Here is a 17,530-nt window from a genome sequence, read left to right as displayed (position 1 = left end):
GCTTTCCGCTTAAATAGGTGAAGATCGCGGCCAACCCGTCTATAATCGGCGCCCCAAGTAGAGGTAGACCATGACAGCAACCACTTTTTCCGAACTCGAACTCGATGATCGCCTGATCGACGCGCTGCGCGACAAAGGCTACGATCGCCCCACCGCCATTCAGGCCGCTGCGATCCCGCCGGCGATGGACGGGCGCGACGTCTTAGGTTCGGCTCCGACCGGCACCGGCAAAACCGCCGCCTTCCTGCTGCCCGTGCTGCAGCACCTGCTGGACTTTCCACGCAAAAAATCCGGCCCGCCGCGCGTGCTGATCCTGACGCCAACGCGTGAACTGGCGATGCAGGTCGCCGATCAGGCGCGTGAATTGGCTGCTCATACCTCGCTGGATATCGCCACCATCACCGGCGGCGTCGCTTACATGAACCACGCGGAAGTGTTCAGCGAAAACCAGGACGTGGTGGTCGCCACCACCGGCCGTTTGCTGCAATACATTAAAGAAGAGAACTTCGACTGCCGCGCGGTGGAAACCCTGATCCTCGACGAAGCCGACCGCATGCTCGACATGGGCTTCGCGCAGGACATCGAAACCATCTCCGCCGAAACCCGCTGGCGCAACCAGACGCTGCTGTTCTCCGCCACGCTGGAAGGCGAAGCGATCCGCGAATTCGCCGAGCGCATCCTGAAAGAGCCGGTGGAAGTGGAGGCCGATCCGTCGCGCCGCGAACGCAAAAAGATCCTGCAGTGGTACTACCGCGCCGATGACGTGCAGCACAAAACCGCGCTGCTGATCCACCTGCTGCAGCAGCCGGACGTGCAGAAATCGGTGATCTTCGTGCGCAAACGCGAGCGCGTGCACGAGCTGGCCACCTGGCTGCGCGAAGCGGGCATCAACACCTGCTATCTCGAAGGCGAAATGGTGCAGGCCAAACGCAACGAAGCGGTTAAACGCATGATGGATGGCCGGGTTAACGTGCTGGTGGCCACCGACGTTGCCGCGCGCGGTCTGGATATCCTCGATATCACCCACGTGTTCAACTTCGACATGCCGCGCACGGCGGACACCTACTTACACCGCATCGGCCGTACCGGCCGCGCCGGGCGCAAAGGCACCGCCATTTCGCTGGTGGAAGCGCACGACCATCTGCTGCTGGGCAAAGTGGGCCGTTACCTGAACGAGCCGCTGAAAGCGCGCGTGATCGACGAACTGCGGCCAAAAACCAAGGTGCCGAATGAGAAGAGCAACGGCAAGCCGTCGAAGAAAGTGCTGGCCAAACGCGCGGAAGATAAAGCGAAGAACAAAGAAAAGGCCAAGGTAAAAGTGCGCCATCGCGACGCCAAAAACGTCGGCAAACGCCGTCAGGCGAAGGCCAAACCGGCCGGCGACGCGGAATAACCATCGCTGCCTAAGAAAAAACCGCCTGTACAGGCGGTTTTTTTTATGGGCGTTTACGGCTGCGCGTAGTGCGTGGCCAGGCGGTGCCCCTGCAGCCATTTGTCCAGTTCGCGGAACTGCGCCTTCAGCTCGTCATTCTGCAAATGCGCCGGCGTTTGCGAGAAATAAAACTGGAACGCAAAGCCCTGCTGGTTGCGCGCCCGGGCATCGGCCCCGGCCTGCAACAACAGCAGCGCCAAGTGCGGCGCGTTAATCTTCGCCGCCAGATGCAGCGGGGTATCCCCCAGCCGATCGCTCAAGGTGGTGTCCGCCCCGGCCGCCAGCAACAGCCGCAGCTGCTCTTCGCGCCCGGCCAGCACCGCCGCCGCGAGCGGCGTGGCGCCGGTAACGGCATTGCGCACGTTCACCGGTGCTCCTTCGGTCAGCAGCAACCGCAGGTACTGCGCGTCTTGCAACATCGCCGCGGTGTGCAGCGCGCTGTTGCCGTCCAGCCCCGCCGCCGCCGGGTCGGCGCCGAGATCCAGCAACACCTGCACGCTATCCGGCTGCTGCGAAAGCACCGCCCACTGCAACAGCGTGACCTGCCGATCGCCCCGCTCGCGCAAACGATCCTGCGTGGCCTGCGCACGGATGCCCTGCGTATCGCCGCGCGCCACCGCCTGAGCCAGCGCCAGATTGCTGTGGCCGTCAAACGGCGAAATCTCCTGCCCCATCTGTTGCTCCTTAGCCATCATCAGTAAACCGGTCACCGCGACCAGCGCCAGTAAGGCTATCGCCAGCGCCCACCGCAAGCGACGCCCTTCAGGCATTGGCCTTCGCCTCCCACGGCTTTTGTTCCGCCATCGAGCTTATCACCTTGTCGATGCCGTGCGCCCTCAGGCTGCGATCCAGATGCTTGCTCGGCCGCCAGTCATCGATGCCGGTCAGGGTATCGTTGTTGGCCAGGGTGATGTTGTGGCCGATGGCATCCGGGATCAGCGAGGTCGATTCTTGGGTGCTGGTCAGCATGTCATATTGCTCGCTGTAGCGGCGAATGCTGCCGGCTTCGGCATCTTTCTTCGCCGCCGCCGGATCGATACCCAGGCGATTCAGGGTGTAATCCGACACTCCGGCCGCGTTGAAGGTGACCGCGACGGTGCCAGTCGCCAGCGCCGCCGTGGCCGCCAGACCACCGCCGAGCGAATGGCCGGCGATCACCAGCGCATCGCCGAAGGCCGCCTTGGCGCTTTTGGCAGCGGCAACCGCCTGATTGTACTGCACATCGTCATAGCCCGTCGCCTGCCGCACGTTGCTCAGCCAGTCGCGCCAGTCGTTGGTACCGGCGAACGCCAACACATACTGCTTGTCGTTGCTGTAAATCCCGGCCTGGAAACCGCTGCCCGCGTCGTGCAGGCTGGCGGGATCGATGCCGAAACCGAGCAGCGCGCTGTCGCTCAGGCGGTTGAACCCGGCGGCACCCTGGCCATTGAGTGAATAAACGTCCTTGGCCAACAGCGCCAACGCATAATCCCCCTCCTGCGATTGCTGCCCCCGCGTCACGCCCGGCGCTGCCGCCGCCGTCGGTGCCGCCGCTGAGATATCGCCGACCAGCGTATTCAACAGATTCTGCGCATTGAGCGTGTTCTGAGAGGGAGAGGCCACTGGCGCCGGATTTGCTGGCGCTGCCGCGGGCTGCGCCGCCGTCGCCGTTTCGGCAGCGGCGCGAGGTGTAGGGATCGCGGCCACCGGGGATACTGCAGAGGTAAAACTTAAAGGCATACTCATGCCGACTCCTTGTCGATAGACTTTTTTATTTAGCACCTGAATAGGTACTGATTTAGCTATCGGCAGGTCGGATGAGTTCTGTATTAGAAATGCTTATCTTTGTGCAGAATGTGATCCGCGTTCGATTTCGGCCGCCAAACGCCAGAAAGGGAGCCGAAGCTCCCTTATTGACTGCGCCGCAAATTACAGGCTTTCGGTAAAGGTGCGGGCGATAACGTCGCGCTGTTGTTCCGGCGTCAGGGAGTTGAAGCGCACCGCATAGCCGGACACGCGGATGGTCAGCTGCGGGTATTTTTCCGGGTGCTTGACCGCGTCTTCCAGGGTTTCGCGGCGCAGCACGTTGACGTTCAGGTGCTGACCGCCTTCCACGCGCACGGTCGGCTGCATTTCCAGCGGCACTTCACGGTATTCGATCTGGCCCAGGTCGCTCACCGCGACAACCTGATCTTCCGCGTAGTTGGCCTTGGCGCACACGCAGCGAGCTTCCGCTTTTTCATCGTCCAGCAGCCAGAAAGAATTCACCAGCGCCTGGTCGTTCGCTTTGGTAATTTGAATACCGGTAATCATTATGTTGCCTCCGTACAAGGGCGTAAAAATTCACGTCGTGAGAAAACCCAATTCTGGTTTCGGCCATTTGGTAAAACCATTGTTGTCTTGTTGTTCTGTATACCAGCCTGACCAAGCCAGTTCCTTGATTAAAGTCAATTTTTACCGGGTAGGCACAAGGCGTGAAGGGGCAAATTTATGTTTTATATCAATTTTCCTACTGCGGCAAAAACCAATTATTTTTGTAAATTTTCAAAATTAATTGCATAAGACGCAGCGGCGAGAAATGAAAAGCGGGTTTCGCTGCGCGAGCCGACACGGTAAGCTATAGCCCATGAATTGCTAAAGAAAACAAAGGAGAGCGTTTATGGCCACCTCCCTCACCTGGCATGACGTGATCGGCAAAGAGAAAGAGCAGCCCTATTTTGTTGAAACGCTCGCCTTTGTTGCCGCTGAACGCCAGGCCGGTAAGACCATTTATCCACCGCAGAAGGACGTGTTCAACGCTTTCCGCTATACCGAGCTGGCGGACGTCAAAGTCGTCATCCTCGGCCAGGATCCCTACCACGGCCCCAATCAGGCGCACGGCCTCTCTTTCTCGGTGCGCCCCGGCGTGCCGGCGCCGCCGTCGCTGGTGAACATGTATAAAGAGCTGGCGACCGACATTCCCGGTTTCGAACGCCCGGATCACGGCTATCTGCAAAGCTGGGCCGAACAGGGGGTGCTGCTGCTCAACACCGTGCTGACGGTGGAAGGCGGCCGCGCGCACTCGCACGCCAACCTGGGCTGGGAAACCTTTACCGATAAAGTGATCGCCGCCCTGAACGAGAACCGCGAAGGCGTGGTGTTCCTGCTGTGGGGCTCGCACGCGCAGAAGAAAGGCAACTTTATCGACCGCAACCGCCACCATGTGCTGAAGGCGCCGCACCCGTCGCCGCTCTCCGCCCACCGCGGCTTCCTCGGCTGCCGCCACTTCTCGCAGGCCAATCAGCTGCTGGAGCAACAAGGGCTCACGCCGATCGACTGGATGCCGCGCCTGCCGCAGGCGTAGTCCAGAGACAAAAAAGGCACCCTCGGGTGCCTTTCTTTATGCCGTTGCCGGGGCGATTACGCCTTGGCTTTGGAGACCGCAACCATCGCAGGGCGCAGCAGGCGGCCGTTCAGCGTATAGCCTTTCTGCATCACCATCATCACGTGGTTCGGCAGATGATCGGCGGATTCCATCATGCTCATCGCCTGATGCACTTCCGGGTTGAACGGCACGTTGACGTCGCCGACGATTTCGATACCGTATTTGCGCACCACGTCCAGCAGCGATTTCAGCGTCAGCTCGATGCCTTCGATCATCGCGGCCAGTTCCGGATTGTTTTTATCCGCCAGATCCAGCGCGCGCTCCAGGTTGTCGATCACCGGCAGCAGATCGCCGGAGAATTTCTCCAGGGCGAACTTGTGCGCTTTCTCGACGTCCAGTTCGGCGCGGCGGCGGATGTTCTCCGCTTCGGCTTTGGCGCGCAGCAGGCTGTCGCGCTCGTGCTGCTGAGCTTCCGCCAGTTGGGCTTCCAGTTCGGCGATACGCGCATCGCGCAGATCGACGCCTTCCGCCGCTTCCGGCAGCGTATCCTCGTGGTGAGCGTGTTGTTCCATTTCTTCCGAGACTTGCTCGTTTGGCGTCTTCTGTTCTTTACTACTCATGAATATCTCCGCGTTTTAGCATTAATCTCGCAACTTGGCTTATTATGGGGATCAAAACCGGGGTTTCAAGTCAACCGGTCACAATGTGGGGCATAAACGGCTCCCGGTGAGGAAAATCACAACAAATGAATAAAAAATTCGCCTGTATTGGCATTGTTGGCCACCCGCGTCACCCTTCAGCGCTGGCAACCCACGAGATGCTGTTCCACTGGCTGGTCGCCCGCGGCTATTCGGTGATGGTCGAACGCCAGATCGCCCATGATTTAGGGCTGAAAGACGCCGTGACCGGCAGCCTGGCGGATATCGGCCAGCGCGCCGACCTGGCGGTGGTGGTCGGCGGCGACGGCAACATGCTCGGCGCCGCGCGCGTGCTGGCGCGCTACGACATCAAGGTGATCGGGGTCAACCGCGGCAACCTCGGCTTCCTCACCGATCTCGATCCCGACAACGCCCTGCAGCAGCTGGCGGACGTGCTGGAAGGCGAGTACATCGACGAACAGCGTTTCCTGCTGGAAACCATCGTGCATAAAGAGCACCAGCAGTGCCGCATCAGCACCGCCATCAACGAAGTGGTGCTACACCCCGGCAAAGTGGCGCACATGATCGAATTCGAGGTGTACATCGACGATCGCTTCGCCTTCTCGCAGCGTTCCGACGGCCTGATCATCGCCACGCCGACCGGCTCCACCGCCTACTCGCTCTCCGCCGGCGGGCCGATCCTCACCCCGTCGCTGGAGGCGATCGCGCTGGTGCCGATGTTCCCGCATACCCTCTCCGCCCGGCCGCTGGTGATCAACGGCGACAGCACCATCCGCCTGAAGTTTTCGCAGATCGGCAGCGATCTGGAGATCAGCTGCGACAGCCAGATCGCGCTGCCGATCCAGGAAGGCGAAGAAGTGCTGATCCGCCGCAGCGATTTCCACCTGAACCTGATTCACCCGAAGGACTACAGCTATTTCAACACGTTAAGCACCAAACTGGGCTGGTCGAAAAAATTGTTCTAAAATCTGCGCCGGCCACTTTACTGTATATAAAACCAGTTTATACTGTATGAAACTACAGTTATGTGTTTATACACAGGAAGGTTCCCATGCTGGCGCAATTAACCATCAGCAACTTTGCTATCGTTCGTGAGTTGGAAATCGATTTTCAACCGGGTATGACGGCGATCACCGGTGAAACCGGCGCCGGCAAATCCATCGCCATCGATGCGCTGGGGCTGTGCCTCGGCAACCGCGCCGACGGCAACGTGGTGCGCCTGGGAGCCGCCCGCGCCGACATCTGCGCCCGCTTCTCGCTGGCGGACACCCCGTCCGCGCGCGAATGGCTGGAACAGAACCAGCTGGACGACAGCAACGAATGCCTGCTGCGCCGGGTGATCAATGCCGACGGCCGTTCGCGCGGCTTTATCAACGGCACCGCCGTGCCGCTGTCGCAGCTGCGCGAACTGGGGCAACGCCTGATCCAAATCCACGGCCAACACGCCCATCAGCTGCTGCTCAAGCCGGAGCACCAAAAAGCGCTGCTCGACGCCTACGCCGACGAACCCGCCCTGCTGGCGGCGATGAGCCAGGCCTACCAACGCTGGCACCAGAGCTGCCGCGAGCTGGCGCACCATCAGCAGCAGTCCATCGAGCGCGAAGCGCGCAAGCAGCTGCTGCAATACCAATTGAAAGAGCTGAACGAATTCGCGCCGCAGGCCGGCGAGTTCGAACAGACCGACGCCGAGTACAAGCGCCTGGCCAACAGCGGCCAGCTGCTGACCCTCAGCCAGCAGACGCTGCAGCTGCTCGCCGACAGCGACGAGAACAACATGCTCAGCCAGCTCTACAGCGCCAAGCACCTGCTGCTCGAGCTGGCCGGGCTGGACGACAAACTCAGCGGCCTGCTGGACATGCTGGAAGAGGCCTCTATCCAGATCAGCGAAGCCAGCGACGAGCTGCGCCACTACGCCGATCGCATGGATCTCGATCCCAACCGCCTGCACGAGCTGGAACAGCGCCTGTCGCGCCAAATCAGCCTGGCGCGCAAACACCAGGTTGCGCCGGAAGAGCTGCCGCAGCTGCATCAGCAGTTGCTGGATGAACAGCAGCTGCTGTCGCAGCAGGAAAGCGACCATGAGCACCTGAACGAGGCGGTCACCCTGCATCACCAGCAGGCGCTGGCGCTGGCGGAACAGCTGCATCAGAAACGCCTGCATTACGCCGCCGAGCTGACCACGCTCATCACCGACAGTATGCAGGCGCTCTCCATGCCGCACGGCAAGTTCAACATCGACGTGCGTTTCGAGCCGCAGCATCTGAGCGCCGAAGGGGCCAGCCGCACCGAGTTCTGCGTCTCCACCAACCCGGGGCAGCCGCTGCAGCCACTGGCGAAGGTCGCCTCCGGCGGTGAGCTGTCACGCATCGCGCTGGCGATTCAGGTGATCACCGCCCGCAAGATGGAAACCCCGGCGCTGATCTTCGATGAGGTGGACGTGGGTATCAGCGGCCCGACCGCCGCCATCGTCGGCCGCCTGCTGCGCCAGCTCGGCGAATCCACCCAGGTGATGTGCGTGACCCACCTGCCGCAGGTGGCCGGATGCGGGCATCAACACCTGTTCGTCAGCAAGCAGACCGACGGCACGGTCACCGAAACCCAGATGGCGCCGCTGGATAAACGCGCCCGGCTGCAGGAGCTGGCGCGCCTGCTCGGCGGCAGTGAAGTCACCCGCAATACGTTGGCGAACGCCAAAGAACTGCTGGCGGCATAAAAAAGCTCAACTTTTTCACTTTCCTGCGGTCTGACAGTGACGCTGTTAACCCGAAAGATATCTAAAGTGCGGCGCGGCGGCGATCCTAAGCCTCCTCAACGGCCTGAAACAGGCCAAGCGCTTGAGGTGCTGAAAGAAAGCCAACGCGTCGCAACTTGAAAGATGAAGGGTATAAAGGTTTCCAACTGCCGCAAGGTCTATTATCATCGGCATCCTATGCCCTAAAGGAATGTGATTACTATGCGCTGTAAAACGCTGACTGCCGCCGCTGTAGTTCTTGTGATGCTGACTGCAGGCTGTTCTACTTTTGAAAAGGTGGTTTATCGTCCTGACATCAACCAGGGGAACTACCTGACGTCGACCGACGTGGCGAAAATTCAGAAAGGGATGACCCAGCAACAGGTCGCTTACACATTGGGCACCCCAATGCTGCAAGACCCGTTCGGGACTCAGACGTGGTTCTATGTGTTCCGCCAGCAGCCTGGCCATGAAGACATCACCCAGCAGACGCTGACGCTGACCTTCGACAGCGCAGGCGTGTTGACCGATATTCAGAACAAACCGGCGCTGACCAAGTAATCGGCGCCGCTCTTCCGGCCCATGAGGGGGCATGCTGTTCCTCATGACAGTCGCAGGCTGCAACGCGGAAGAGAAAATCAGTTTCAGATAAAAAAATAAGGCGCTTATAGCGCCTTATTTTTTTGCCTTTTCTGCCCGTTGCCGGCGCAGCTCTTTCGGATCGGCTATCAGCGGCCGGTAGATCTCCACCCGGTCGCCGTCGTTCAGCGTATCGCCCAGCTTGGCCGGGCGGCTGTAGATGCCGATTTTGTTGCTCTTGAGATCGATATCCTGGCGCAGCTCCAGCAGGCCCGAAGCCTGGATCGCTTGCTCGACGCTGCTGCCCTCGGCCAGCTTCACCTTGCGCAGGTACTGGCGCTCCGGCAAGGCGTACACCACCTCGACCTGGATGTCAGACACTGTAGACCTCTTTCGCCCGCTGGGTGAATGCCTGCACCATGTTGCCCGCCAGCTCCTTGAACACTTTGCCGAACGCCAGCTCAATCAGTTTGTTGGTGAACTCGAAGTCCAGGTGCAGCTCCACCTTGCAGGCCTCTTCGCTCAGCGGCGTGAACTGCCAACCGCCCATCAGCTTGCGGAACGGGCCATCGACCAGCTGCATATTGATGCTCTGGTTATCCAGCAGCGTATTGCGCGTGGTGAAGGTCTTGCTGATACCGGCCTTGGCGACGTCCACCGCGGCGGTCATTTCGTTGGAGGTAGCGTTAAGCACCCGGCTGCCGGTGCAGCCAGGCAGAAAATCGGGATAAGAGTGAACATCGTTAACCAACTGATACATCTGCTCGGCGCTGAACGGCACTAATGCAGACCGACTGATCTGGGGCATATCATTTCCTGTGAGACATAAAACGTACAGATAATACCATTTATCTGGCGGCAAACAAAAAATCTGCTAAGGGATGAGGGCGCCAAAAATGCGAAAAATTGCGCAGGTGCTGAACGGGAAAGGATTTCTTTCGCTGAAGCATCCAGTATAATGAACGCACTATGACAAAGAAAAAAGCACACAAACCCGGTTCCGCCACCATTGCTCAAAACAAGCGCGCGCGTTTCGAATACTTCATTGAAGAAGAGTTCGAGGCGGGCCTGTCGCTGCAAGGGTGGGAAGTTAAATCGCTGCGTGCAGGCAAAGCCAACCTCAGCGACAGCTACGTGACGTTCCGTGACGGTGAAGCCTATCTGTTTGGCGCCACCATCACCCCGCTCAACGTGGCTTCGTCGCATGTGGTGTGCGATCCGACGCGTACCCGTAAACTGCTGCTGAAACGACGCGAGCTGGATACCCTGCTCGGCCGCGTCAACCGCGATGGCTACACCGTGGTGGCCTTGTCCCTGTATTGGAAAAATGCCTGGAGCAAGATCAAGATCGGCGTAGCCAAAGGCAAGAAAGAGCACGACAAACGCGATGACATCAAAGATCGCGAATGGCAGACGGCGAAAGCCCGTATCATGAAGCACGCCAATCGTTAAGCCGCTGGCTTATCGAGGTAAACTTCTGGTATACTGCACAAAGTTACTTGGGGCTGATTCTGGATTCGACGGGATTTGCGAAGCCCTAGGAGCATGCCGAGGGGCGGTTGGCCTCGTAAAAAGCCGCAAAAAAATAGTCGCAAACGACGAAAACTACGCTTTAGCAGCTTAATACCCTGCTTAGAGCCCTCTCTCCCTAGCCTCCGCTCTTAGGACGGGGATCAAGAGAGGTCAAACCCAAAAGAGATCGCGTGGATGTCCTGCCTGGGGCTGAAGCGTTAAACTCAATCAGGCTAGTCTGTCAGTAGCGTGTCCATCCGCAGCTGGCCGGCGAATGTAAAGATTGGACTAAGCATGTAGTGCCGACGGTGTAGTAATTTCGGACGCGGGTTCAACTCCCGCCAGCTCCACCAAATACGTCGCCAGTGAACCAGATAGACCCGGCGATAATAGCGAAAAAGCCCACAACTTCGGTTGCGGGCTTTTTTGTTTTTGCAAAAATCAATAATACCAAGCTAAATTGACCTGCCCCATTGATTAATACACCATGATGTTAGTCATGTCTTCATGAGCCACATGAGGACATCCCCATGAAGAAGCGTTTTTCCGACGAACAAATCATCAGTATTCTCCGCGAGGCCGAGCAGCACTGTCTTCATCCCATCGTACTCCTATGTTTTGTCATCATTTCTGATTACTTAGTGAACACGCCCCTTGAACTGTAACATCGATTTTTGTGTTCATGGTGAAGTTGGCGGTTATTTGGAGGCCTAACACGCTCGTTGGCGGCCCGCTAACACCACGCGACTGACGATTCTGATCTGTTGACGTTCTCTTGCAGCTCAGCTGCCGCCTCCATGCGCTGACATGCATACAGTGGCGATGTTGTGGGAGCAATGGCACAACACGGGTCAATCGCTGTAACGGTATCGACAGAGTAAAGTACTGGTTGTACATACAGATTTCTGCACAAGCTATTTAATCGCAAAAAGGAAAGCGCTATGAGTGGAACCCCACATAACAACAAAGTAACCTATGATGGCTTCAACTGTAACGGAGGTAAGCCGCCCGAAGCCAATACCAGTTGGAGTCATGTAACCAATGCATGGGAATGGGACGACCTCAAATTAAACCCCGGCTCGATATCTGACTGGTTTCCTGAAGAAGTGAAAGAAGCACTGGAAAATAATATCTGCATCATTTGTGGGGAAAAGAATTGTCCCTATATCAAAAATAGCAGAGACTACCAAAATCTCATTAACTCTCTGAAAAGTGGGAACGTGGAAGAAGCTAAAAAAGTCTATAGAACAAAGTTTGCACCACTTCGGAGAATAAACAAAGCTGAAGTGATGAAAGGACTGCAAAAAGCCCGCGACGCAAGAAATAACGGCGTTTGTACCGTGCCTTACATCGGTCCAATTCAACACAAACGCGTCATTGCTGCGCCTGGTGTGTGGAGTGAGTGGATTGAGTTATTAAACTCCTTTGCTAACGAAAATTCCCCTAACGTCTATACCGTCAATTTTAATCCTTCATCGAATATGGAGTCATCTTTTGATGTGGAGATAAAATACCCGGAACATAGTGGAATGAAAACCATTAACACAATGGGACCAGGATCATACACAATAAAAGCCACAGGAATCGGAAATACTTACATCAGGGTAAAGTCACATTCAAACCCTGTAACTGTCACCTTTGAATTTCCAGAGAAATAGCAGGTTAGTTGAACGAAGCCACCATATCTTGGTGGCTCAAGCACTTGAGATATATTTACAACTCATTATATGACGACAAAACATCATTAAGTGTTTTTTTATCTGGCATCATTTGCCTATATCCATTTTCAGTATTTAGGCTACTAGCCACATGGGATTTCATAACTAAATTCGAATTATAGTAGATGAATAAATCCCTGCCAATACTTTTAGAAATTAGCATATTGAGTTTATTTGCACACGCCGTGTCATTTTTCAATCTTATGGCTAAGGCATAATTATTTTCCGCACTTTTTTCAATCGGTGATATTTCCACAATACATTTTTTATCCAAAATAAATTGAAGATCTTCGCTTACATATACAAGTTTATTTTTTTTACTATCCGCACACCCTACTGATGTGATGCAAAGAGCAGTAATTAATATAAATTTAAGCATATTTTCAATCCACGCTTTAATGATACTATTTATTTAGATCATCATCGGTAACACTCAACCCATGTTTAGTCCAACTTTTGAGCACATTGGTTGCAGTTTCCGTTCTTTTCTCACTGGAAACGGTAGTATTTTAAGTTGACAGTACAGCTCTTGTTTGCATCCTACTTGTCCTTTTCAAAGTTATATGGCTTTATGATGGTAGCATTACAGGTGCAGCATTCCAATGCAAATGATAATCAATATCACTAAAGGGTTTTCAAGTTTTATTCATTGGATTTGAATTACGCATTCCTGTGAAATCACACCTTATTGCCTCATCGGGTCGCTAAATTCAACTTCATGAGCGCCAGCGAGCTAGCCCGAACACTACGTAACACCCTGCAGTAACGCCGGTAGGGGAAGATCTATTTCACTACATACGCGACCATTGTGGTAAGTACTACCACACAGGCAACTGAGCCGGGAGATTACCGCGCAGTTCCAGAAGGTGCCCGAACTGTTCTCCACTGCTGGTATCAACAGCATTTGGGACACCCTCAAGCTGATGATGCCACAGATGGACGATCCGCCCCGCCGGTTGATAGGCGTTCGTAACGGGGTATTCGATACCCTCAACGGGGCAGTTCGGCGCCCACCAGCAAGAACACTGGCTGCGCACCGTCAACAGCGCGAAATACACCCCGCCACGCATCGGGGAAAACCTGGCTGGCCATGGGCCGCATTTCTGGCAGTGGCTGACGCAGGCTGCCGGGGCAATCACGACAAGCAGGAGCGTATTCTCGCGGCGTTGTTTATAATGCTGGCGAACTGTTATGACTGGCAACTGTTCCTTGAAGTCACCGGCCCCGATGGCAGCAGCAAAAGCGTGATGGCCAGCCTGCTGGCGGGGAAAGACAACATCACCTTGGCCACTATCGATACGCTGGAATCGTCACAGTAGAGGGATTCAGTGGTCGAGTTCTCGCTGATTATCCTGCCTGACCAAGATGATACGCGCTTGAGCCACATTCCCAAATATCCGGCATGCCCGAAGGCATGCCGGACGCCTTCTCACCGCCCCTCTTTCTCCCCCAGGAAGAAATACCACAGCGGAATGGAAAGCAGCAGGGTGAACACCAGCGTATACAGCAGCACCATCAGGCTCTGCATGATCACCATCTGGGCGCTCCAGGCGCCGATCGGCAGCTGGAATTGCTCAACGGTGCCGCCGAGGATCGCTCGACCCATCACGCAGCCGACCGCCACCGCCACCGTCGCCACCGCCGCGCGGAACTTGCGCACCTCGGCGCGGCGGGCGGCCGCTTCCGGCGTTTCGTCCCGGTGGCCTTGCCGTTGGCCGCGCCAGCGCCACACGTCCACCAGCAGCAACGCCGCGAGGCTCACGCCCATCACCGGCAGGCAATAACCCAGTACGGCTGCCACCAGCAGCGTGCCGGCGCGCGCCGGCAGGGAAAGCGCCAGCCAGGCGGCAACCAGCGTATGCACCGGATGCTGCGCTCCCGCCGCCGGGCGGCGGATCCACCACATGCGGTAACCCAGCGCGATCATCAAGCACAGCCCAAGGCCGAACGCCGCCAGCAGCAGCTGATTCGGCAAGCCGAACAGAATGCCCATGTGGGCGTCGATGCCCCAGCGGGTCAGCTTGGCGATCAGCGGGAAGGTGTCGAACCGCACCTGGTCGACGACGGCGAAGCTTTGCGGCGCGATGGCAACCGCGTCCACCTGCGTCGGCCAGCTGCGATCCACTTCGGTTACCGTCCAGGCTTTGCCCTCGCCTTTCGGCTGGCGCAGCTCGATCTTGGCGGCGTCGATCCCGGCGGCGCGCGCGGCGTACAGCGCCCGATCCCAGTCGCCGTTCAGCGCATTGCTCTGCGCGGCTGGGGCCATCTTCATGCCCGCCATCATCCCGCGGTGCTCGGCGTGCGGATCGGCCGGCGTCTGCGGCGTATCGGCCTGCAGGCTGGTGTTGACCTGCGGCGTCAGCCAGCCCAGGTTGGCCCGCAGCGCGTCGATGTTGCCGCCGGCCCACTGCGACCAGGTCAGCCCGGTAGCCGAGAAGAACAGCAGCCCGGCCAGCAGCGCTACACCCAGCGTGATATGCCAATGGCGGCTGGCGGCGAAGCCCCCTTTCGCCCTTTTCAGCTTGCGCTTCGGCCGCGTCGCCAGCCACAGCGCCACGCCGCCCAGCGCGGCCACCCACAGCCAGGAGGCCGCCAGCTCGCTGTAGTTGCGCCCCAGATCGCCGAGCAGCAGGCTGCTGTGCAACTTATCCAGCCAGGTGCGCAGCGGCAGCACGCCGGAGGTGCCGTACACCGTCATATCACCCTTGATCGCCAGGGTATAAGGATCGACAAACAGCGCGCGCGACTCGGAAGCGCCCAGATCGGCGCCCGCGAACTGTACGCGCGTGGTGTCCATTGCGCCGGGTGCCGGGCGCACGGCGTAAATGCGCGCCTCGTCACCCACCGCGCGGCGGGCGGCGGCTATCTGGTCAGCCAGCGATCTCGCCTGCCCGTGCGGTTCGGTGAAAAGCGCATCGCGATACAGCGCCTCTTCAAGCTGCGGCGTCAACACATACAGCGTGCCGGTCAATGCAGCGACCAGAATAAAAGGAGCGACCAGCAGGCCGATATAAAAATGCAGCCGTCTGATCAGGTTCAGCATCGCGCCACGCGGCGATGCGGCAGGTGGAGTTTTGGTTATTGAAGACATGGCCTTTCTCGTTTTTCAAACTGTGCGCGCAGGCAAACCGTCCGCAGCGATACGAACGGCGTTACCCATGATCAAGCAATAGGGAAAAACGGTTGGCCGGGCGGCCCGCGCGGGCTCGGCCGCAGAGTCAGGCGCCGAATGGGCGGAGAAACGATGCGCGGCGCGCAAGGCAGGCGCGCGATGCGCGCCATCAGCCACAGCAGCGGGACGAATGTCCACAGCAGCAGCGGCACGTGGATCAGCAGCTCGCAATAGCCGCAGAAAATCATCTCCGCAGGATCCATGCCGTGGTGGCCGGCATGCTCGGCAGCGGGCATCGCCATCGCGTGCATGTCGTGCGGCATGGCGGCGTCCGTTTGCATCATGCCGCCCATCATCGGGTGGTGCATCAGCGATTTCGACACCACCGGCGCCACAAACAGCAACAGCACCGCCATAATGGCGATGCAGGCGGTAAAGCGTTGCTGTAGCTGACGTGGCACTCTCATCGCGGCGGCGAATTAACCCGGTCGGTGGCGAACAAGCGGCCAGTGTAACCCGCGATGCGCGATGAGGTGAAAGAAAAGTCAGGTTTGTCTTACGCGCCCCCGGCGGCGGCGATCACAGCACCCGCGAATAGACCCGCGAGGATTCGCCCCAGGGGTGATACCCGAGCCCGTTATAAACGAAGCCGCTGCGCTCGTAGTAGCCTTCCAGATCGGTGCACAGGTGCAGCTGCGGGAAGCCCAACCGGCGGGTTTCCGCCGCCACATGCTCAATCAGTTTGGCGCCGTGGCCCCGGCCGCGCTGCGCTTCCTCTACGTAGAGCGCACACAGCCAGGGATACAGTTCCCCGCGGCTGATAAAGTCGTTGGTGATAAGCCCCGCGCAGCCGAGGATCTGGTCATTTTCCATCAGCAGGTACCACTGCGGCAGCGGGTTGGCGGCGCCGAGGCTGCGGTTGATGGCGTCTTCATACATCATCAGCGTCTCTGCCGTGGCCCAGTGCCGCTGAAAATACGCAATGGCGCGCGGCGCCAGCTCGGGCGCTTGCCGCACCGAAATCATGTCCATCGTCATTCCTGTTATCCATGTTGTCAGCGTAGAATTATGCAGCAATATGCACGGTATGGCAGCGGCATTCCGCCGCCGTCATTCACTAAGGAGTCATCATGACGCAAAACATCTATGACAATCAGGCCTTTTTCGACGGCTATGCGCAGCTCAGCCGCTCGCAGCACGGCCTGGACGGCGCGCCGGAATGGCCCGCCATCCGCCGCATCCTGCCGGATTTGCAGGGCAAAAGCGTGGTTGATCTCGGCTGCGGCTACGGCTGGTTCTGCCGCAGCGCGCGCGAACAGGGCGCAGCCAGCGTGCTGGGGCTGGACGTCTCGGAAAAAATGCTGGCCAAAGCGCGGGAGATGACCGCCGACGCGGGCATCGCGTATCGTCGGCAGGATTTGGCGCAGCTTCAGCTGCCGCCGGAAAGTTACGATCTGGTCTACAGCTCGCTGACGCTGCACTACCTCGAGGATCTGGCCGCGCTGTTCGCCACGGTTTACGCCGCGCTGAAACCCGGCGGGCAATTCATCTTCACCGCCGAGCACCCGATCTACACCGCCCCGGCGCAGCAGGGCTGGCTGACCGACGGCAACGGACAGAAATCCTGGCCGGTGAACGGCTACCAGCGAGAAGGCCAGCGCGTTTCCAACTGGCTGGCGGAAGGCGTCATCAAGCAGCACCGCACGCTCGGCAGCTATATCAACCCGCTGGCGCAGAAAGGCTTTATCATTCAGCATTTGAACGAATGGGGCCCCAGCGCGCAGCAAATTGCCGCTAATCCGGCGCTGGACGAAGAGCAGGAGCGCCCGATGATCTTCATTCTCGCTGCCCGCAAACCCGCCTGATTGATCCGCAGTAAACCGTTCACATCACCACAGTTGGGGAGGCCGCCTCCCCCCAACGGCTATTATGCCGGCAGCGCCGCCCCGTGCGCCGCGAAGTGCGTCAGCGCCTCGCCTTCCATGCGATAGCGCACCCACTCGCCCTGCGGCTGCGCGCCGATGCTGAGGTAGAAATCGATGGCCGGTTGGTTCCAGTCCAGCACGCTCCACTCCAGGCGGCCGCACTGCCGTTCGCACGCCAGCTGGGCGATGTGCCGCAGCAGCTTTTTACCGGCGCCCGCGCCGCGATGCTTCGGCGCCACGTACAGGTCTTCCAGATAGATGCCGTTCTTACCCAGCCAGGTGGAGTAACTCATAAAGAACACCGCATAACCCGCCGGCTCGCCGTTCACCGTACAAATCAGCGCTTCGGAACAGGCGCCCGGCCCAAACAGGCTGCGTTCGATATCTTCCACGCCGGCCAGCACCTGCTCGCGCGCCTTTTCGTACACCGCCAGCTCGATAATCATATCCAGAATCAGTTTGGCGTCGCTTTTTTGCGCCGGGTAAATCTCAATGGTCATGGCAAATCCTGAGTGTGTT

The 17,530-nt window shown here is 58.3% G+C and carries 19 protein-coding genes, 1 other RNA gene and 1 pseudogene; 10 read left to right on the top strand and 11 right to left on the bottom strand.

Translation table 11 applies throughout. The features are described 5' to 3' along the window. The first annotated feature begins 70 nt into the window (after positions 1 to 70). Positions 71 to 1,393 carry an ATP-dependent RNA helicase SrmB gene (gene srmB, locus ACJ8PI_RS20015; RefSeq protein WP_025303951.1) on the top strand — a complete coding sequence of 441 codons (1,323 nt, stop codon included), beginning with the start codon at positions 71 to 73 and terminating at the stop codon, positions 1,391 to 1,393. Between the two features lie 53 nt (positions 1,394 to 1,446). On the opposite strand, the gene ACJ8PI_RS20010 is transcribed toward srmB, so the two are convergent. The 3 genes from ACJ8PI_RS20010 to grcA form a co-directional block, all read right to left on the bottom strand. Beyond that, the gene (locus tag ACJ8PI_RS20010) at positions 1,447 to 2,202 is read right to left on the bottom strand and encodes an ankyrin repeat domain-containing protein (protein WP_060426200.1); all 756 of its coding nucleotides are present in this window, start codon (positions 2,200 to 2,202) and stop codon (positions 1,447 to 1,449) included. After that, positions 2,195 to 3,157, bottom strand: coding sequence for a DUF2974 domain-containing protein (locus tag ACJ8PI_RS20005; RefSeq protein WP_164134617.1), 963 nt, complete (start codon positions 3,155 to 3,157; stop codon positions 2,195 to 2,197). The genes ACJ8PI_RS20010 and ACJ8PI_RS20005 overlap by 8 nt, the downstream gene beginning before the upstream one ends. A 183-nt stretch (positions 3,158 to 3,340) precedes the next feature. Continuing rightward, a complete protein-coding gene (gene grcA / locus ACJ8PI_RS20000; RefSeq protein WP_004929114.1) occupies positions 3,341 to 3,724 on the bottom strand; it encodes an autonomous glycyl radical cofactor GrcA in 384 nt (127 codons plus the stop codon). A 346-nt stretch (positions 3,725 to 4,070) separates the two neighbouring features. Between grcA and ung the strand changes: the two genes are divergently transcribed. After that, entirely contained in the window at positions 4,071 to 4,754 is a 684-nt protein-coding gene (gene ung / locus ACJ8PI_RS19995; RefSeq protein ID WP_033635636.1) for a uracil-DNA glycosylase, read from the top strand. 56 nt (positions 4,755 to 4,810) lie between these two features. On the opposite strand, the gene grpE is transcribed toward ung, so the two are convergent. Further along, positions 4,811 to 5,395: a nucleotide exchange factor GrpE gene (gene grpE, locus ACJ8PI_RS19990; RefSeq protein ID WP_049194958.1), complete on the bottom strand. Its 585-nt coding sequence runs from the start codon at positions 5,393 to 5,395 to the stop codon at positions 4,811 to 4,813. A gap of 125 nt (positions 5,396 to 5,520) precedes the next feature. Here grpE and nadK point away from each other — a divergent pair, with 125 nt between their 5' ends. From nadK to bamE, 3 genes are all read left to right on the top strand, one after another. Then, positions 5,521 to 6,399, top strand: a complete 879-nt coding sequence (gene nadK, locus ACJ8PI_RS19985; protein ID WP_019452304.1) for an NAD(+) kinase — start codon at positions 5,521 to 5,523, stop codon at positions 6,397 to 6,399. Between the two features lie 86 nt (positions 6,400 to 6,485). Next, positions 6,486 to 8,147, top strand: a complete 1,662-nt coding sequence (gene recN, locus ACJ8PI_RS19980; protein ID WP_038870807.1) for a DNA repair protein RecN — start codon at positions 6,486 to 6,488, stop codon at positions 8,145 to 8,147. A gap of 240 nt (positions 8,148 to 8,387) precedes the next feature. After that, complete coding sequence (bamE, locus tag ACJ8PI_RS19975; RefSeq protein ID WP_004929101.1) at positions 8,388 to 8,726, top strand: outer membrane protein assembly factor BamE; 339 nt, start codon at positions 8,388 to 8,390, stop codon at positions 8,724 to 8,726. 114 nt (positions 8,727 to 8,840) lie between these two features. Here bamE and ACJ8PI_RS19970 read toward each other — a convergent pair whose 3' ends face one another. Then, the gene (locus ACJ8PI_RS19970; protein WP_004929098.1) at positions 8,841 to 9,125 is read right to left on the bottom strand and encodes an RnfH family protein; all 285 of its coding nucleotides are present in this window, start codon (positions 9,123 to 9,125) and stop codon (positions 8,841 to 8,843) included. Further along, positions 9,118 to 9,552: a type II toxin-antitoxin system RatA family toxin gene (locus ACJ8PI_RS19965; RefSeq protein ID WP_033648948.1), complete on the bottom strand. Its 435-nt coding sequence runs from the start codon at positions 9,550 to 9,552 to the stop codon at positions 9,118 to 9,120. The genes ACJ8PI_RS19970 and ACJ8PI_RS19965 overlap by 8 nt, the downstream gene beginning before the upstream one ends. A gap of 161 nt (positions 9,553 to 9,713) precedes the next feature. On the opposite strand from ACJ8PI_RS19965, the gene smpB reads away from it, so the two are divergent. The 3 genes from smpB (at position 9,714) to ACJ8PI_RS19950 (ending at position 11,914) form a co-directional block, all read left to right on the top strand. After that, positions 9,714 to 10,196 (top strand): SsrA-binding protein SmpB, encoded by a 483-nt coding sequence (gene smpB / locus ACJ8PI_RS19960; RefSeq protein ID WP_033654311.1) that lies wholly within the window; start codon positions 9,714 to 9,716, stop codon positions 10,194 to 10,196. Positions 10,197 to 10,245: 49 nt separating this feature from the next. After that, positions 10,246 to 10,609, top strand: a transfer-messenger RNA (tmRNA) gene (gene ssrA / locus ACJ8PI_RS19955). Positions 10,610 to 11,197: 588 nt separating this feature from the next. Continuing rightward, a complete protein-coding gene (locus ACJ8PI_RS19950; protein WP_164134616.1) occupies positions 11,198 to 11,914 on the top strand; it encodes a colicin Z family toxin in 717 nt (238 codons plus the stop codon). A 55-nt stretch (positions 11,915 to 11,969) separates the two neighbouring features. On the opposite strand, the gene ACJ8PI_RS19945 is transcribed toward ACJ8PI_RS19950, so the two are convergent. Beyond that, a complete protein-coding gene (locus tag ACJ8PI_RS19945; RefSeq protein ID WP_126171188.1) occupies positions 11,970 to 12,353 on the bottom strand; it encodes a hypothetical protein in 384 nt (127 codons plus the stop codon). A 380-nt stretch (positions 12,354 to 12,733) separates the two neighbouring features. On the opposite strand from ACJ8PI_RS19945, the pseudogene ACJ8PI_RS19940 reads away from it, so the two are divergent. Continuing rightward, a pseudogene (locus ACJ8PI_RS19940) lies at positions 12,734 to 13,290 on the top strand (DNA primase); the annotation flags it as partial. A gap of 113 nt (positions 13,291 to 13,403) precedes the next feature. Here ACJ8PI_RS19940 and ACJ8PI_RS19935 read toward each other — a convergent pair. The 3 genes from ACJ8PI_RS19935 to ACJ8PI_RS19925 all read right to left on the bottom strand — a co-directional run bounded on the left by ACJ8PI_RS19935 (position 13,404) and on the right by ACJ8PI_RS19925 (position 16,118). Further along, positions 13,404 to 15,065, bottom strand: coding sequence for a DUF2534 family protein (locus ACJ8PI_RS19935; RefSeq protein WP_204350487.1), 1,662 nt, complete (start codon positions 15,063 to 15,065; stop codon positions 13,404 to 13,406). A gap of 71 nt (positions 15,066 to 15,136) precedes the next feature. Continuing rightward, on the bottom strand, positions 15,137 to 15,553 hold the full coding sequence (locus ACJ8PI_RS19930) for a DUF2946 domain-containing protein (protein ID WP_226872019.1): 417 nt from the start codon (positions 15,551 to 15,553) through the stop codon (positions 15,137 to 15,139). Between the two features lie 112 nt (positions 15,554 to 15,665). Further along, complete coding sequence (locus ACJ8PI_RS19925; protein WP_164134615.1) at positions 15,666 to 16,118, bottom strand: GNAT family N-acetyltransferase; 453 nt, start codon at positions 16,116 to 16,118, stop codon at positions 15,666 to 15,668. A gap of 98 nt (positions 16,119 to 16,216) precedes the next feature. Between ACJ8PI_RS19925 and ACJ8PI_RS19920 the strand changes: the two genes are divergently transcribed. After that, positions 16,217 to 16,951 (top strand): class I SAM-dependent methyltransferase, encoded by a 735-nt coding sequence (locus ACJ8PI_RS19920; protein ID WP_101427276.1) that lies wholly within the window; start codon positions 16,217 to 16,219, stop codon positions 16,949 to 16,951. 62 nt (positions 16,952 to 17,013) lie between these two features. On the opposite strand, the gene ACJ8PI_RS19915 is transcribed toward ACJ8PI_RS19920, so the two are convergent. Next, positions 17,014 to 17,511: a GNAT family N-acetyltransferase gene (locus ACJ8PI_RS19915; RefSeq protein WP_060431265.1), complete on the bottom strand. Its 498-nt coding sequence runs from the start codon at positions 17,509 to 17,511 to the stop codon at positions 17,014 to 17,016. Between the last annotated feature and the right edge of the window lie 19 nt (positions 17,512 to 17,530).

The sequence above is a fragment of the Serratia sp. CY82433 genome (genome assembly GCF_052166535.1).
Taxonomy (GTDB): Bacteria; Pseudomonadota; Gammaproteobacteria; order Enterobacterales; family Enterobacteriaceae; genus Serratia; species Serratia sarumanii.
Note: the sequence above shows the minus strand (reverse complement) of the source record. Positions and strands in the feature narration are given on the sequence as shown.

What these genes read in the sequence shown, in the direction of transcription:
- ACJ8PI_RS19935 (WP_204350487.1), bottom strand. Translation starts at nt 15,065, where the DNA reads ATGTCTTCAATAACCAAAACTCCACCTGCCGCATCGCCGCGTGGCGCG.
- ACJ8PI_RS19915 (WP_060431265.1), bottom strand. Translation starts at nt 17,511, where the DNA reads ATGACCATTGAGATTTACCCGGCGCAAAAAAGCGACGCCAAACTGATT.
- ACJ8PI_RS20005 (WP_164134617.1), bottom strand. Translation starts at nt 3,157, where the DNA reads ATGAGTATGCCTTTAAGTTTTACCTCTGCAGTATCCCCGGTGGCCGCG.
- bamE (WP_004929101.1), top strand. Translation starts at nt 8,388, where the DNA reads ATGCGCTGTAAAACGCTGACTGCCGCCGCTGTAGTTCTTGTGATGCTG.
- ACJ8PI_RS19965 (WP_033648948.1), bottom strand. Translation starts at nt 9,552, where the DNA reads ATGCCCCAGATCAGTCGGTCTGCATTAGTGCCGTTCAGCGCCGAGCAG.
- ACJ8PI_RS19945 (WP_126171188.1), bottom strand. Translation starts at nt 12,353, where the DNA reads ATGCTTAAATTTATATTAATTACTGCTCTTTGCATCACATCAGTAGGG.
- nadK (WP_019452304.1), top strand. Translation starts at nt 5,521, where the DNA reads ATGAATAAAAAATTCGCCTGTATTGGCATTGTTGGCCACCCGCGTCAC.
- grcA (WP_004929114.1), bottom strand. Translation starts at nt 3,724, where the DNA reads ATGATTACCGGTATTCAAATTACCAAAGCGAACGACCAGGCGCTGGTG.
- smpB (WP_033654311.1), top strand. Translation starts at nt 9,714, where the DNA reads ATGACAAAGAAAAAAGCACACAAACCCGGTTCCGCCACCATTGCTCAA.
- ACJ8PI_RS19925 (WP_164134615.1), bottom strand. Translation starts at nt 16,118, where the DNA reads ATGGACATGATTTCGGTGCGGCAAGCGCCCGAGCTGGCGCCGCGCGCC.
- ACJ8PI_RS19920 (WP_101427276.1), top strand. Translation starts at nt 16,217, where the DNA reads ATGACGCAAAACATCTATGACAATCAGGCCTTTTTCGACGGCTATGCG.
- srmB (WP_025303951.1), top strand. Translation starts at nt 71, where the DNA reads ATGACAGCAACCACTTTTTCCGAACTCGAACTCGATGATCGCCTGATC.
- ACJ8PI_RS19950 (WP_164134616.1), top strand. Translation starts at nt 11,198, where the DNA reads ATGAGTGGAACCCCACATAACAACAAAGTAACCTATGATGGCTTCAAC.
- recN (WP_038870807.1), top strand. Translation starts at nt 6,486, where the DNA reads ATGCTGGCGCAATTAACCATCAGCAACTTTGCTATCGTTCGTGAGTTG.
- ACJ8PI_RS20010 (WP_060426200.1), bottom strand. Translation starts at nt 2,202, where the DNA reads ATGCCTGAAGGGCGTCGCTTGCGGTGGGCGCTGGCGATAGCCTTACTG.
- ACJ8PI_RS19930 (WP_226872019.1), bottom strand. Translation starts at nt 15,553, where the DNA reads ATGAGAGTGCCACGTCAGCTACAGCAACGCTTTACCGCCTGCATCGCC.
- grpE (WP_049194958.1), bottom strand. Translation starts at nt 5,395, where the DNA reads ATGAGTAGTAAAGAACAGAAGACGCCAAACGAGCAAGTCTCGGAAGAA.
- ung (WP_033635636.1), top strand. Translation starts at nt 4,071, where the DNA reads ATGGCCACCTCCCTCACCTGGCATGACGTGATCGGCAAAGAGAAAGAG.